The sequence below is a fragment of the Novosphingobium sp. MD-1 genome, assembly GCF_001014975.1.
Classification (GTDB): Bacteria; Pseudomonadota; Alphaproteobacteria; order Sphingomonadales; family Sphingomonadaceae; genus Novosphingobium.
Genome location: NZ_BBXA01000013.1, coordinates 316,425 through 331,301, shown reverse-complemented (window position 1 = coordinate 331,301; position 14,877 = coordinate 316,425). Strand labels below are relative to the sequence as shown.

10 protein-coding genes and 1 pseudogene are annotated in these 14,877 nt (G+C 64.2%); 6 read left to right on the top strand and 5 right to left on the bottom strand.

The window, feature by feature from the left end; all coding sequences use genetic code 11:
- Window positions 1-5 precede the first annotated feature (5 nt).
- The 4 genes from dhaL (at window position 6) to NMD1_RS02005 (ending at window position 6,261) form a co-directional block, all read left to right on the top strand.
- Window positions 6-1,718, top strand: a complete 1,713-nt coding sequence (gene dhaL, locus NMD1_RS02020) for a dihydroxyacetone kinase subunit DhaL (protein WP_125953401.1) — start codon at window positions 6-8, stop codon at window positions 1,716-1,718.
- Window positions 1,719-2,033: 315 nt separating this feature from the next.
- Window positions 2,034-3,716 (top strand): ABC transporter transmembrane domain-containing protein, encoded by a 1,683-nt coding sequence (locus tag NMD1_RS02015; protein ID WP_125953400.1) that lies wholly within the window; start codon window positions 2,034-2,036, stop codon window positions 3,714-3,716.
- Window positions 3,713-4,783 (top strand): HlyD family secretion protein, encoded by a 1,071-nt coding sequence (locus tag NMD1_RS02010; RefSeq protein ID WP_125953399.1) that lies wholly within the window; start codon window positions 3,713-3,715, stop codon window positions 4,781-4,783. The genes NMD1_RS02015 and NMD1_RS02010 overlap by 4 nt, the downstream gene beginning before the upstream one ends.
- Window positions 4,783-6,261: a TolC family protein gene (locus tag NMD1_RS02005; protein WP_375600782.1), complete on the top strand. Its 1,479-nt coding sequence runs from the start codon at window positions 4,783-4,785 to the stop codon at window positions 6,259-6,261. Before NMD1_RS02010 ends, NMD1_RS02005 begins: the two co-directional genes overlap by 1 nt.
- A gap of 101 nt (window positions 6,262-6,362) precedes the next feature.
- Here the strand turns inward: NMD1_RS02005 and NMD1_RS02000 are convergent, their stop codons facing one another.
- Genes NMD1_RS02000 through NMD1_RS01985 form a run of 4 tightly spaced genes read right to left on the bottom strand, consistent with a single transcriptional unit; the run spans window position 6,363 to window position 12,352 of the window.
- Window positions 6,363-7,529, bottom strand: a complete 1,167-nt coding sequence (locus NMD1_RS02000; protein ID WP_125953398.1) for a hybrid sensor histidine kinase/response regulator — start codon at window positions 7,527-7,529, stop codon at window positions 6,363-6,365.
- Window positions 7,526-8,101 (bottom strand): chemotaxis protein CheB, encoded by a 576-nt coding sequence (locus tag NMD1_RS01995; protein ID WP_125953397.1) that lies wholly within the window; start codon window positions 8,099-8,101, stop codon window positions 7,526-7,528. The genes NMD1_RS02000 and NMD1_RS01995 overlap by 4 nt, the downstream gene beginning before the upstream one ends.
- A complete protein-coding gene (locus NMD1_RS01990) occupies window positions 8,098-8,928 on the bottom strand; it encodes a protein-glutamate O-methyltransferase CheR (protein WP_125953396.1) in 831 nt (276 codons plus the stop codon). Before NMD1_RS01990 ends, NMD1_RS01995 begins: the two co-directional genes overlap by 4 nt.
- 4 nt (window positions 8,929-8,932) lie before the next feature.
- The gene (locus NMD1_RS01985; protein ID WP_125953395.1) at window positions 8,933-12,352 is read right to left on the bottom strand and encodes a response regulator; all 3,420 of its coding nucleotides are present in this window, start codon (window positions 12,350-12,352) and stop codon (window positions 8,933-8,935) included.
- A 306-nt stretch (window positions 12,353-12,658) separates the two neighbouring features.
- Between NMD1_RS01985 and NMD1_RS21330 the strand changes: the two are divergent.
- Window positions 12,659-12,833, top strand: a pseudogene (locus NMD1_RS21330) (IS3 family transposase); the annotation flags it as partial.
- A gap of 248 nt (window positions 12,834-13,081) precedes the next feature.
- Here NMD1_RS21330 and NMD1_RS21325 read toward each other — a convergent pair.
- Entirely contained in the window at window positions 13,082-13,225 is a 144-nt protein-coding gene (locus NMD1_RS21325; protein WP_199558040.1) for a hypothetical protein, read from the bottom strand.
- Window positions 13,226-13,681: 456 nt separating this feature from the next.
- Here NMD1_RS21325 and NMD1_RS01975 point away from each other — a divergent pair, with 456 nt between their 5' ends.
- Complete coding sequence (locus NMD1_RS01975) at window positions 13,682-14,785, top strand: DUF5694 domain-containing protein (RefSeq protein ID WP_233497340.1); 1,104 nt, start codon at window positions 13,682-13,684, stop codon at window positions 14,783-14,785.
- Window positions 14,786-14,877 lie beyond the last annotated feature (92 nt).

Genomic DNA, 14,877 nt, shown 5'->3' with positions numbered 1-14,877 from the left:
CCGTCATGAAGAAGCTGATCAACGATCCCGCACGCGTCGTCGATGATATGGTCGAAGGGCTTGCTCTTGCCGATCGCCGGCTGATGCTGCTGCCGGATGAAACCGTGGTGCTTCGCGCCGACTATGAAGAACTGCGCGCCGCCGGCAAGGTTGCGATCATTTCCGGCGGCGGTTCCGGCCATGAGCCCGCCCATGCCGGCTACGTGGGCCAGGGCATGCTGACGGCGGCCGTCGCCGGTCCGGTCTTCACCTCGCCCAGCGTTGACGCGGTGCTCAAGGCGATCCTGACCGTCGGCGGCCCGGCGGGCGTGCTGGTCATTGTCAAGAACTACACCGGCGACAAGCTGAACTTCGGGCTTGCGGCGGAGATCGCGCGGACGCACGGCATCCCGGTCGATGTGGTGATCGTCGGCGACGATGTGGCGCTTGGAGACGAGAATCGCGCCGTCGGTCGACGGGGAATTGCCGGGACGGTGTTCGTGCACAAAGTGGCTGGAGCTGCGGCGGAAGCGGGACGGCCGTTGGACGAAGTCCGTCTCGAGGCGCAGGCGGCGGCTGACAATGTGTTCTCGATGGGGCTGGGCCTCACGTCTTGCACGGTTCCAGCCGCTGGCCGCCCGGGATTTGAGCTGGGCGAGGACGAGGTGGAATTCGGCCTCGGCATCCATGGTGAAAGCGGTGTGCGCAGAACGGCAATCGCTCCCGTCGATACGATGCTGGGCGAAATGTTGTCGGCCATCATGCGGCACGGTGATCTCAAGGCAGGTGACGAGGTCGCCCTGATGGTCAATGGCCTTGGTGGTACGCCCGCGTTGGAGCTTGCGATAGCAGCGCGAGGTGCCTTGCGACACCTGGCCGCAGCCGGAATATCCGTAAAGGCGGTGAGTTCCGGTACGTTCCTGAGTGCGCTGGAAATGGCGGGGTGCTCTCTTTCCGTCATGCGCCTTGACCCTTTGCGCATCCATCGTTTGCTGAGCCCCACCGCCGCTCCGGCATGGATAGCGCCGACGGCGCCGGTGAGCGCGGTCCAGGTCGCTTCGGCGGTTTCGATCGCCGGCGTACAGCCGATTACGGGCCAGTCGTGGTCCGATGACAAGCATGGTGTCCGCTTCGGAGAAGCGATCCGCGCGGTGATCCAGGCGCTGCAAGCGGCCGAGCCGGAACTGACCAGGCTGGATAGCGCCGTCGGCGATGGCGATCTCGGCATCAGCCTTGCGCGCGGCGCGACGAGCGTCGAACAGGCATTCGATTCCCTTGCCCTGGGCGATCCCGCGAAGGCACTGGCGCAGATATCGGGGATTTTGCGTCGCTCTCTGGGAGGGACATCCGGCCCGCTCTATTCCATTTTCGTCCTGCGCGCGGCCACGGCCATGGCGGCTGAAGCGAATCCCGCAGACCCCATGGCATGGGCGCATGCCATGCAGGCCGGTTGTGAGGGTGTCATGGCACTCGGTGGGGCTCAGCCGGGTGACCGCACAATGCTCGACGCGCTCTTGCCGGCAGCGGACGCACTTGCTTCGGCAGAGGGCAATGCCGCGGAGCGAAGCGCCCGCATGCTTGCGGCAGCGACCGCCGGCGCCGATGCGACGCGCGACATGGCGCCACGCCGCGGGCGCGCAAGCTATATCGGTGAGCGGGCAATTGGCCATCCGGACCCAGGCGCGGTCGCGGTCGCGACATGGGTGGATGCCCTCCACCGCTGGGCACGAGCCGCCTGAACCGGACCGGCAGGCGGACAGCGGCGCCACAATCCGCGGCAATTCAGGGGGGCGGGAGGCCATAGACTGACCATCGGCGTGATGGGTCAGGCCATCCGCGCGCTCCGGAATTGCCGACGCGTGTTCCCATCCGAATGAGGCAGCGCCAGATGCCGCGCTGCGCCCGTTCCCGAGCGGCCAGACAGATTCTGCCCGGCAGCAATATATTGCAATGCAACATCCCTAGGCCAGAAAAGTTTGCTCGCTAGTTGGCCCTCTCTGACAATGGATTGTCATCCGTCATGGGAACGAAACGGTTCGTGACAGGGGGTGAAATTGGCTGGTGAACGTATCGGTCTGCGGCAGGCAGCTGCATGGCTGGCGGAAATTGTCGGTCCTGACCGAAGCTATGTGAACGTCGGTATCGTCTATACCGTGGCGATCAGCCTGTTGTCGCTGGCAACGCCGATCTCGGTGCAGCTTCTCATCAACTCGGTGGCGCGCACCGCGCAGGTTGCGCCCCTGTGGATTCTCTCGGGTGTGCTGCTGGTGCTGCTGCTGGTCGTCGCGGGGCTTAGCGCGCTGCGGATCTATCTGCTCGCCATCTTCGAGCGTCGCATCTTCGTGCGCGTGGTGGCCGAGATCACGGTGCGCGCGGTCCATGCCCGCAACCCGTTCTTCGCCGACGCAAGCTCCGGCAGCCTGTTCAACCGCTATTTCGACATGGCCATCATCCAGAAGTCGGTGCCCAGCCTTGTCATCGGGGCGTTCACGATCATCCTGCAGGGCGCGGTCGGCCTGCTGGTGACGAGCTTCTACCACCCCTTCTTCCTGGCGTTCAATCTGGTGCTGGTCCTGGTCTGCCTGGCGATCTGGCTGATCTGGCGCCACGGCGCGATCAGCGGCGCGGTCGGCGTCAGCCACGCCAAGCATGATGCCGCGCACTGGCTGGAAAGCGTCGGCGCGTCGAACGGCTTCTACCAGTCCGCGCGCCATCTGGACTTCGCGATGGACCGCTCGGAGGCGGTGACGGCGGACTACATCAAGGCCCACCGCCGCTATTTCCGCTACAGCTTCGCCCAGACCCTCGGTTATTTCCTCGTCTATGCCTTCGCGGCCGCGGCCCTGCTGGCACTCGGCGGCAGCCTGATCCTTGCCGGACAGCTCTCGATCGGGCAGCTGGTCGCTGCCGAACTGATCCTGTCCGGCGTGTTTTACGGCATCTACCAGCTCGGCTGGTATCTCGACACCTTCTACGATCTCGTCGCGAGCAGCGAGGAACTCTCGCTGGTCTTCGCCATCCCGCAGGAGCGTCCCGGCCAGCGGGGCGAGGCGCCGCGCGATGGCTCGGTGCGCTTTCGCGATGTCGATTTCGACGGCGTCCACCTCGATTTCGCGATCGCCGGCGGCGAACAGGCGGTCATTCTGGCCGAGCCCGGCGTCGAGAACACCCTCGCCCTGCTGCTCAAGCGCCATATCACTCCCACGGGTGGCATCGTCTCGATCGGCGGCAGCGAACTGGGCAGCTTCAACATGTACCTTCTGCGATCAGCGGTCATGGTGCTCAATCGGCCGACGATCGTCGATGTCACCTTGCGCGAATACCTGACGCTTGCCGAGGGACGAAACGGGGACGGGGCGACGACCATGCGGGCGCTGGAGCGGGTTGGCCTGCTCGCCCGCCTCGCCAGTCTGCCCAACGGTCTGGACACCCAGCTCGCCAGCTCGGGCTCGCCGCTCTCGATCGTCGAGGTGATGCAGCTCAAGCTGGCCAACGCCTTGCTCAGCAGACCCCGGGTGCTGGTGATGTCGCAGCTCTTCGACATGATGCCGCTGGGCGTCCTCAAGGCGACGCTGGCCGAACTGCGGCAGAACGGCACCACCGTCCTGCTCAGCAGCGGACGGCCCGAGGCGCTCGACCTCGACGCCTGGTACTGGCTTGGCGCGCGAGAGCAGCGCCGCTTCACCGACAAGGCCGCGTTCTTGCGCTTCGTCGCCGAACGGGAGGTGCGGCCATGACGCTGGACAACACCCAGATGGAGCACTTTCCGTCGCTGGCACGGCTGCGCCCGCCCCGCGTGGTAACGACCGTTGCATGGCTTATCTTTGTTGGCATTGCACTTGCCGTCGCGATCCTGTTCGTGCCCTGGCTGCAAACTGCCCAGGGCGGCGGACAGGTCACTACGCTGAACGCCGAAGACCGCGCCCGAGACGTCTCTTCGCTGGTCGGCGGCCGCGTCGAGGAATTCTACGTGAAGGATGGCGATTTCGTCCATGCGGGCGATCCGATCGTTCGCGTAGTCGATATCGATCCCGACTTCCTCCAACGGCTAGCGGGCGAGAAGGCGCAAGTCGAGGCACAGATCGCCGCCGTCCAGCAGGCGCGCGCGACCGCCGCAATCGATGTGGGGCGCACCGGCCAGCTTTATGCCGAGGGTCTGGCCGCCCGTCGCGACTACGAACAGACGCAGATCAAGGTTTCGGAAGCCGACGCGAAGCTGGCCGAAGCCCGGGCCAAGCTGAAGCAGATCGAGATCAAGCTGGCGCAAAACTCGTCGCAGATCGTCTCCGCGCCGCGCGACGGGCGCGTCCAGAACCTCAACGCGGCCGCGGGCGGCTCGCTGATCTCCTCGGGCACGGTACTGGCGACGATCGCGCCCGAGCGTATCGCCCGCGCGGTCGAGCTGTACATAGACGGTCGGGATATCCCGCTGGTCGAGCCGGGCCGCCCGGTGCGGCTCGAGTTCGAAGGCTTCCCGGCTTTCCAGTTCAGCGGATGGCCGGCCTTCGCCGTGGGCATTTACGATGGTCGTGTGCGCTCTGTCGATCCCACCCCGCGCAGCGACGGGCTGTTTCGCGTCCTCGTCGAACAGGCGCCGAACAAGACCGCCTGGCCCGAACGCCGCTTCGTGCGCCAGGGCAGCAAGGTGCTCGGCTGGATCCAGGGCGACACCGTCCCCGTCTGGTACGAGCTGTGGCGTCAGCTCAACGACTTCCCGCTCAATTTCGGCGTAGCCAGTAAGGCCGGCGAACAGGAGGCGAAAGCCACGAAGGAGAACAAGAGCTCGATCGAGAAGAAGAAGTGATGATGCGCCGGCTCCTTGCGATCAATGCGCTTCTTCTCGCCGCAACGGCCGGCACGGCGGCCAGCGCAGCCGACCCCGTCGCCGTCCGCCCGGTGCCGATGGCGGTTATGCCCGCCCACCGAGACGATCAACCGTCCACGCCGCTCACGCTGGACGAGGTCCTGCGCTCCTCGGCGCGCGCGGCGCCCGACATCGTTGCGGCGCTGGCGCGCGTGCGCCAGGCCGAGGGGCGGGCACTGAGCGCCGAAGGCGCGTTCGACACGGTCTTCTCGGTCGATGCCCGCAGCCGCCTTGCCGGCTATTACGACGGATCGGAAGTCACCGGCAAGGCGGAGCGCCCGCTCACCGGCAACGGCGGATACCTCTACGGCCAGTATCGCAATTCGCGCGGCGATTTCCCGATCTATGAGGACAAGGCCTATACCAACCAGCTCGGCGAGGTGAAGATCGGTGCGCTCTACGCCCTGCTGCGGGATCGCATGATCGACGCCCGGCGTTCGACGGCGCAGCTTGCCGGAAACGACATCGACATCGCCCGCTTCGAGACGCGCGCCACCGCCATCGGCGTGCAGGCCCGTGCGATCGAGGCCTATCAGAAGTGGGTGGAAAGCGGCCTGAAGCTGCAGGCCTATCAGGCGCTCTACGACATCGCGGTCGAGCGCGGCAATGGCATCCGCCGGCAGGTGCAACTGGGCGCGAAGCCGGAAATCCTGCTTACCGAGAACGAAGCCAACATGGTCAAGCGGGAAGCCTTGGTCGCGCAGGCACGGCAGGAATTCCGGGCAGCGGCGAACAAGCTCTCGCTTTACTACCGCGATGCAGCGGGCCTTCCGGTCCTGGTCGATGCCGACCGGCTGCCGCCTTCGGCCGCGGCCTTCGATGGCATGAACGTGGATCCATTTTTCGAAATCGAGGAACGGCCCGATTTCGGCATCCTGCTCGAAGAGATCGAGCAGGCATCGGTCAAGCTGGCTTTGGCCGAGAACGACCTGCGGCCCAGGCTCGATCTCAAGGGCGAAATCGCCAAGGACATCGGATCGGCAGGTGCGGGCGGCTACAGCCGCTCGCCGCTGGAGGTCGTCTTCGGCGTGTCGCTCACAGTGCCGCTGCAAAACCGCAAGGCGCGGGGCAAGCTGACCGAAAGCCGCGCCAAGCTCGACGAACTGTCGGTCAAGCAGCGATACCTGGCCGAGAAGATCCGCGCCGAAGTGGCCGGGATCGGCATCGAGGTCGATACCGCGCGCGCACTGGCGGATGCCACCCGCCGGCAGGTCGCTCTCGCCGATCGGCTTGCCGAGGCCGAACGCCGCCGCTTCGCGTTGGGATCGAGTGATTTCTTTCTCGTCAACAGCCGCGAGGAAGCCGCCACCGATGCCGCCGTGAAGCTGATCGAAGCCCGTGCGCGCATCGCCGCCGCGCGGGCGCAGCTTGCTGCGGCGACGGCCGATGAAAGCGCCCTCAAGCTGGACGCACGTTAAGCTGCGGCGCGCTGGATTGGTCGCAGCGAACATCTCTGCGGCTGGCTGATGGACGACGTGGATTTACCGAGAAGGGGTGAGGGTCAGGACCCAGCTGACAATTACTCGGCCGGGGCGCCCGCAACCGGGAGTTCGATGCGAAAAGTGCTTCCCACGCCCGGCGCGCTTTTGACCAGCGTCACCTCTCCAGCGTGAAGTTCGACCAGCTGGCGGACCAGGGCGAGACCGATGCCGAGACCGTCCCGAGCCGCGCGCGACGTCCCGTCAATCTGCCTGAACAGCTCGAAGATGTGTTCTTGGGCCTCGATCGGGATCCCGATGCCGGAATCACTGACCTCGATGTGTACGCTATCCTCGACCCGTCTGGCCGTCATCAGAATCTGTCCCGGCTCAGGCGTGTACCGGGCAGCGTTGCTGACAAGGTTGATGACGGCTTGGGCGATCCGCACTTCGTCGCCATGTATCCAGATCGGCTCTGGCGGGATGTCGGCAACCAGCGTGTGACCGTCCGCGTCGAGCAGGGACTGGCACGATTCGACAACGTAACGGAGCGCATCCTGCAGCACGAAGGGCCTGATCTTCAGGGAAATCTTGCCCTCGTTGATCCTGGCGATGTTCAGCAGGTCCTCGACAAGCCGCGTCAGATGGTTGAGGCTTCGCTGCATCTGATCGCGGATGTCCTGCTTGGGCCCGCTGTCGTCGCGCTTGCCCAAAAGGTTCAACCCCGCGTTCAAGGCTGCGATCGGGTTGCGCAGCTCGTGGCCCAGGATGGCAAGGAAGCGATCCTTGTGCTGGTCGGCAAGCTGGAGCGCAGAGGTCAGTCCTTCGAGCTTGTCGCGTTGGCGCGCAATGCGCCGTTGCTGGGCGTGGAGGTCGAAGAACACGGCGGCCTTCGAACGCAAGATGTCAGGCTCGATCGGCTTCTGGATGAAGTCGACCGCGCCGGCCTCGTAGCCGCGAAAGCGGCGCTGGTGATCCGCGGTGCCGGCGGTGAGGAAAATGATCGGGATATGGCGCGTGCGCTCGCTCCCGCGCATGAACTCGGCCAGCTGGAACCCGTCCATTTCCGGCATCTGCACATCGAGCAGCGCCAGCGCGATGTCGTGCACCAGCAGCAATTCGAGGGCTTCCTCGCCACTTGCCGCCTTGTGGCAGACCAGACCGTCCCGCTGGAGCAGCGCTTCGAGCGCGAGCAGGTTCTCTGGCAGGTCGTCGACCAGAAGGAAGTGGACCGGCTCGCCCATTTCGATATCGTCTGTGCGGTTCATGCGGAGACCAGACCGGCTAGAAACGCCGTGATGCCATCAAGCGTTTCCACTCGGGCATCGGGGCAAAGAGCCAGCGCCGCCGCCGGCATGGCCCCGGACATGGCGCTTTGCGGGTCCTCCACCAACGCAATGCCGCCGGCGGCCGTTACTGCGCGCAGGCCTTCGGCGCCATCGTGATTGGAGCCGGTGAGCACGATGGCGGCCAGCTCGTGTCCGTAGGCTTCGGCCGCGCTTTCCAGAAGGACGTCGATCGCGGGGCGGCTGTAGTTGACCGGCTCGTCGGACGACAGCGCAAGTGTGCGGTCCTTTTCCACCAGCAAATGGTAGTCGGACGGCGCAAAGTAGACCGTGCCCGGCTTGAGTGGCTCCTTGTCCTCAGCCTCCTTGACGTCCAGCGCGCAGCGCTTCTTCAGCAATGGCACGAGCATGTTGTCGCGATCCGGGGGGACGTGCACCACGATCATGACCGGGACGGGCAACGCGGCCGGCAGCGGCGGCAGGATGTGCAGCAGCGCCTGAACCGCGCCGGCAGAGGCGCCGATGGCCACGGCGCTGACCTTTGCGGCGGTCATCCTTGTGCCCTCTGGTAGATTTTCTCTTCCGGCACGAACGGCGAAAACGATGCGGCATGGCGCGTGAAGCGCAGGCTTTCCTTGGAGCCGAGGCCAAGGAAGCCCTTGCGCGCCAGCGAATCGCGAAACAGCGCCACGACCCGGTCCTGCAATTCGCGATCGAAATAGATCAGCACGTTGCGGCAGGAGATGAGCTGCATCTCGCCGAACGAGGAATCCGTGACAAGGCTGTGGTCGGAGAACACGACCCGCTCGCGCAGGGTCTTGTCGAAGATGACGCCGCCGTGGGCAGCGCGGTAATAATCGGAAAGAGAGGTGCGCGCGCCTGATTTCTGATGGTTGGCGGTGTACCCCCTTATCTGGTCGAGTGGGTAAACCGCCTTCTCCGCAGCGTCGAGGGCATCGGGGTTGATGTCGGTCGCATAGAACAGGGTGCGGTCGTACAGACCCTCCTCGCGGAACAGGATGGCCAGCGAATAGAGCTCCTCGCCGCGGCTGCACCCCGCCACCCACACCTTGAGCGAAGGATATGTGGCGAGGTGTGGCAAGACCCGTTGTCGCAGTGCGCGAAAATAGGATGGGTCACGGAACATTTCGCTCACCTGCACGGTCAGGTAGTTGAGCAGCCGCGGCAGCACGCTCTCGTCGTGTAGCACGGCCTCCTGAATGGCAGACAGGCTGGTGTAGCCGAGCTGGACCCGCGCCTGTACCAGCCGTCGCTTGATCGAGGCCTGGGCGTAGTGGCGGAAATCGTAGTGATAGCGCCGGTGCAGCGCTTCCAGAAAAAGCTGGATTTCGATGTCCTCGATATCGTCGCCCGCCGTCATGCGATCACCGGGGCATCCACACGCGGACGAGGCTGAGCAGCTTGTCCACGTCGATCGGCTTCGCCATGTAGTCGTTCGCCCCTGCCGCCAGGCACTTTTCCTGGTCGTCCGGCATCGCCTTTGCCGTCAGCATCACGATCGGCAGGTTCTTCCAGCGCGGATCGCCACGAATTTCCCGCGCCGCCGAGAGCCCGTCCATCACCGGCATCATCACGTCCATCAGAACGAGATCGATCGCGTCGGCGAGGTTGGCCGCACTGGCATCGAGCGCCTCGATCGCTTCGCGTCCGTTGCGCGCAATCGCGATCTTCGCGCCGCGCGGCTCCAGCACGCTGCTCAGCGAGTAGACGTTTCGCACATCGTCTTCGACGATCAATATGCGCCGGCCTTCCAGCACCGCGTCACGGAAGCGGGCCTTCTGCAGCATGCGTTGCTGTTCCGGCGGCAGTTCGGAAACCACCTTGTGCAGGAAGAGGGTTACTTCGTCGAGCAACCGCTCGGGCGACTTGGCGCCCTTGATGATGATCGAGCTGGACAAGCGCCGCAGCCGCTGTTCCTCCTCAACCGACAGATCGTGCCCGGTGTAGACGATCACGGGCGGGAAGCTTTTCTCCTCGTTGCGGCTCAGGGTCTCAAGCAGCTCCATCCCTGACCGGTCCGGCAAGGTCAGGTCAAGCACCATGCAATCGAACGTCTCCTGGTCGAGCTTTTCAAGACATTCGGCAGCCGTACCCACTCCGACCGTCTCGACATCGCCGGTCCACAGCAGCCTGCTCACCGCATCACGCTGCACCGCGTCGTCCTCCACGATCAGCACCCGGCGCAGCCGGGTCGCCAACTGGTCCTGGAGCTTGCCCAGCACATCGGCGAGGTCTTCCCGGCGGATCGGCTTGACATGGTAGCCGACCGCACCAAGTGCCAGCGCCGTCTGCGCGTGATCGCTGGCCGAGATCACGTGGATCGGGATGTGTCGCGTCTGGTCCTCGTGCTTGAGGCGGTCAAGCACGGTCAGTCCGGACTGGTCCGGCAGGCCGAGATCCAGCACGATGGCGCTCGGCCGATGCAGGGCGGCCAGGTGGATCGCCTCTTCCGCGCTGCCAGCCACTATGCACTGGAAGTTCATTTCCTGGGAGAGGTCGCGCACGATCTGGGCGAACGGCACGTCGTCCTCCACCACCAGCAAAAGCCGTCGGCTCCGGTCCAGCCTGTCGCGATCGTCCGCCACCGCGTTCGATACCCGCCGCGGGGCAAGACGAGGATCATCCGGCGTCACCGCGGCAGCGTCCGCCGTCCGCGGCGTGGCCGGCAGTGCCGCCGCGGGAACAACGGCAGCGGCATCATAGAACTCGGGCAGCGTCAGCGTGAACGTGCTGCCCTTGCCCACCGTGCTGACCAGCGCGATCGTGCCGCCCAGCAGCCGCGCCAGTTCCCGCGAGATCGACAGACCAAGCCCGGTTCCGCCGTATTTGCGGCTGATCGCGCTGTCGGCCTGCTGGAAGGCGCCGAAGATCGCCTCTTGCTGTTCGGGGGAAATGCCGATCCCGGTGTCGGTAACCGCAAAGGCGACCTGCCCTTCCCCGGCCGGTGCGATTTCCAGGCTGACAGTGCCGCTCTCGGTGAACTTGAAGGCATTGGACAGCAGGTTGCGCAGGACTTGCTCCAGACGCAACCGGTCAGTCTCGATCGCGGCCGGCACGCCGGGCCGTACCACCAGTTCCAGCTCGACGCCGCGCTGATCCGCCACCGGCGCGAAAATCTGCCTGAGATCGCCCACCAGCCGTTGGAGCGCCAACGGTTCCGGCTGGATCTTCACGTGCCCCGCCTCGATCTTCGAGAGATCAAGGATATCGTTGATCAGCATGAGCAGGTCATTGCCCGAGGACTGGATCGTCCGCGCGAACTGGACCTGATCGGGCGACAGGTTGCCGTCGGCATTGTCGCCCAGAAGCTTTGACAGGATCAGCAGCGAATTGAGCGGAGTGCGCAGTTCATGGCTCATGTTGGCAAGGAAATCGGACTTGTACTGACTTGCCTGTGCCAGTTCCTGCGCCTTGCTTTCCAGCGATGCGGCGGATTGCTCCAGCATGGTGCGCTGCATCTCCAGCGTTTGGGCCTGTTCTTCCAGTTCGCTGTTGGTCTGCTCAAGCTCCACTTGCTGCTGTTCGAGGCGAACCTGCGATTCTTTCAGGGCACGCCCCTGCTCCTCCAGCTCTTCGTTCGACACGCGGAGCTCTTCGCTTTGCGCCTGAAGCTCGGCCTTCTGCCGCTGTGTCTCTTCCAGCGCATCCTGCAAACGGGTGCGGAAGCGGGCCGATCGCAAGGCAATACCCAGACTGTCCGCAGATCCAGCCAGAAACTCGAGCACACGCGCCGGAACGGGATCGAAGAAGCCCAGCTCGATCACGCCGTTGACCAAGCCGTCCGCGGTCGTCGGCGCGATCACCAGATGACGGGGCTGCGAGCGCCCGAACGCTGATCCGATGGTAAGGTAGTCGTCGGGCAGGTCGTTGATGACGATTGGCGCGCCCGAGTTTGCCACCTGGCCAAGCAGCCCGTCGCCAAGGGAAAAACTGTGGGGCATTGCGCCGTCTGCCGGCACGCCCAGCGTTGCAATGCGTCGGAAATGGCCACCATCTCCCTTGAACAGGGCACCCGCCTGAAAGCCGAGATAGGCGGCCAGGAATGCCATCGCTTCCTCGCCGATCTGTTCGACGCCCTTGTCGCCACGGATCACATCGGCGAGTTCCAGCTGGCCAGTGCGCAGCCAGTCCTGCCGCGCCTTGATTGCTGCGTTGCGCTGAACAAGCAGGAAAATGGCGATAGTCAGGATCGAACCGATCAGCCCAGCGATAATGCTGCTGCTGACTGCCCCGCGGGAAGCGGATGCCATCTCCTCCAGCCGCAAAGAGCGCTGCCGAACTTCCTCGGAGTTCATGACTTCGATCTGCCGCCGGATCGCGGCCATTTCCTGCTGCCCCACGTCCGTGGAAACCGCCGTGACCGCCGGTCCGAACCCCTTGGCCTGGCGCAGTTCTATGGTCCGTGTAAGCTCGGCCAGCTTTGCGATCACATGCGGGCGCAAATCCCGCAAGTTGTTGGATTGCACCGGATCGTTGACCGTCAAATCCTGTACCGCATCAAGCCGGTCGCGGACGTCGGACACGGCCTGATGGTAGGGCTGCAGGTAGGTCTCCTTGCCGGTCAGGATATAGCCGCGCTGGCCGGTTTCGGCATCCTGCAGCGTGGAGAGGAGCCGGTTGAGCGCCACCAGCATATTGTGCGTATCGCGTACCGAAGCGTCGGCGTTACCAACCGCCTGTATGTTCGAGTAGGATATGTAGCTGCTCGCGGCGAAGAACGCCAACCCGGCGATGAGGCCGATGAGCGTCCCGATGCGGACGCGAGCGGCGTCGAGCCGACGCATCAAGGCATCCTCGCAACGGCAACGAGTTCGGGAAGATGCCCGACAAGACAACCAGGTTTGGTGATCGAAGCCCCCTAGGATCGAGTTGCAAGCGAGGCCGCTGCAACGCGCCCGCCAACAACAACCAATTCACGTCCGCGGGATTACGCTCAATTTACCAAAAGGTTCCGAGCACCGCAGCCGCCATGGTAAAGAACCACGCGAACGATCGTGCGATCGGACAAACATGCGAACCGCCCCGGCATTCGCGGAGGCTCCGATTTGTGAGAAGGAGCTTTCGTGATGAGCAAGGCCCGGCTCAAGCTGCTGAAACGAGAGGTGAAGGAACTGCGGCGCGCAAGGTCTGATCAGTTGCTGCGCGATGGGGTGGCGGTCGCCCGGCGAACCGTGGAGCGCCTGATGGCAGCCATGGGGCTCAGGGGTTCGGCGCGGCAAGACGACGATCACCACGGTCAGCAACCCCAAGGCACCGTGTCCATTGTATAGGCGATTATGTAGTTTACAAACCCGTCAAGAGAGGTTGCCACGCAGATAGAAAGATCGCCGCCAACAATAAGGCGCTGGCGAGCGCATATCCACCAATGAGACAGGCCCGAAATCCGTTGGGATTCTCTTCCGGACGAATGTTACCAAATATGGTCAGGAATGATCCGCGCCTTTTTGCCGTCGCCGTTTTAAGGACCATGTAGATTGCGAACGCAATCAGAAGGTAACGAACTACATCAGGATTCACTCGGGTTTCTCCGGCACCGGCTTATGCCTCACGACCATCGCAAGCCTATCCTTGAAGCGCTCCGGGTCGTCGTCCGTCTCTAGCGCGCGGGCGGCTTCCTTGAATTTGTCGAGTTGGGATCGCTTTGGATCGGTGGTCATATGCTACGCCTCAGTCGTTCATGAAGTCAAAGCGCATTGTATCGCTCCACTTCGGGTGGATGGCATCCAGTTTGGTGCGGAAATCGTGCCAGTCCTTGCTTAGACGCACCCGGGAATGCCGGGACGGTTCAGTCTGCCGGCGTCGGACGCTTGAGGTAATTGGCCCTCTCATAGGTTATATATCTGAAATAAATAACTCTTTTCCAGAATCCGTCATGCCAACACGCCATCGTGACGTTGAACACACGGTTGCGAGGCCCCGGGGCATTCTCGAACGTGCGCTCCTGGGGCGATCTCTCATTTGGGAAACGCCGCCGCGAGATGGTCAATCAATGCCCATAAAACGGTTGCGAGATAATCAGGGAACGTCTGAAGTGGGCCAATTGCGCCGCTCATTGCTTGCGTTAGAAGCGAAGGCCGCAGACAGTCGCCCTACTTGGCAACGGGGTGCAAATCATGGCGATTTCTGGATTTCTATTGGCTGCGGCAGCAGCGCTGGCCGGGCCAACCGCGCCGGCCCGTGAGGTCAACCCGCCCACGCCGGTGGCTCGGGCGGTCTGGCTGGCGGACTCCGCCCTGCGCGAGCCAAAGACCGAAGTCCTGGTGCTGGGCACTCCGCACCTCAGCATGCTTCCGCCCGATTTTGATCGCGCTCAGTTCGAGCCGCTTCTGGTCCGTTTGCAGGCCTGGCGCCCCCGCATGATCATGATTGAGGCAGTAGGCGGTGCGCAGTGCGACTATCTGCGAGCGTTCGCCGCCTTTTACCCGGGCGTTGCGGAGGATTATTGCCCCGACGCCAGCGCGGCGCGGGCCGCGCTGCACCTCGATCAGGCCGGCGCCGAAGCAGAAATTGCCCGGCTGCTGGCAACCGACCGGGCCGACCGCCCCGCAGCCGAACGGCGTCGGCTGGCCACGCTGTTTCTCGCGGCCGGGGATCCCGCTTCGGCCAGGGTGCAGTGGTTGCGTCTGGCCGAACCGGACCGCGTCGCGGCGGACGGCCTGACCGATGCCTTGTTGGGAACGATAGCCGCGATCGGCAAGCGGCCGAATGAAAATCGCGAAGTGGCGGCCGTGGTGGCCGCGCGTCTTGGTCTGGAACGCGTCTGGCCCGTGGACGACCACACCGGTGATCGTGCGTCGGGGCCCAGCAACGCCGAAATGGACGCGGCGATCCAGCGGCTGTGGGATAACCTCTGGTCACACGAACGCAGACCGTTGCTCGAACAGGTTCCGTCACGGCTCAAGAATGGGGCGGTGCTATCGGTCTATCGCGGCGAGAACAGCCTGGCTGCAGCCCGATACGCCGTGGCGTCGGATTTTGCCGCCGCCGCCGCTGACCCCGCCGAACAACGCTATGGCCGGCGCTATCTTGCCTATTGGGAAACGCGCAACCTCCGCATGGTTGCGAACATGCGCGAGGCCATGGGGCCAACGCCCGGGACGCGAGTGCTGGCCATCGTCGGCTCATCGCACAAGCCCTATTACGAACGCTATCTCGGGGTCCTCCGCGAAATCCGCTTGGTCAGTACCGACGAGGTTCTCGCGGACAAGCCGCGTTAGCGGCAGCGGCCCGCTGGGCGCGCTTGTCGTCCGTTTCGGGAAGAACCGCTGGCTTGCTTTGTTCGGATCAGCAAAGTTGAGATAGCTATGTG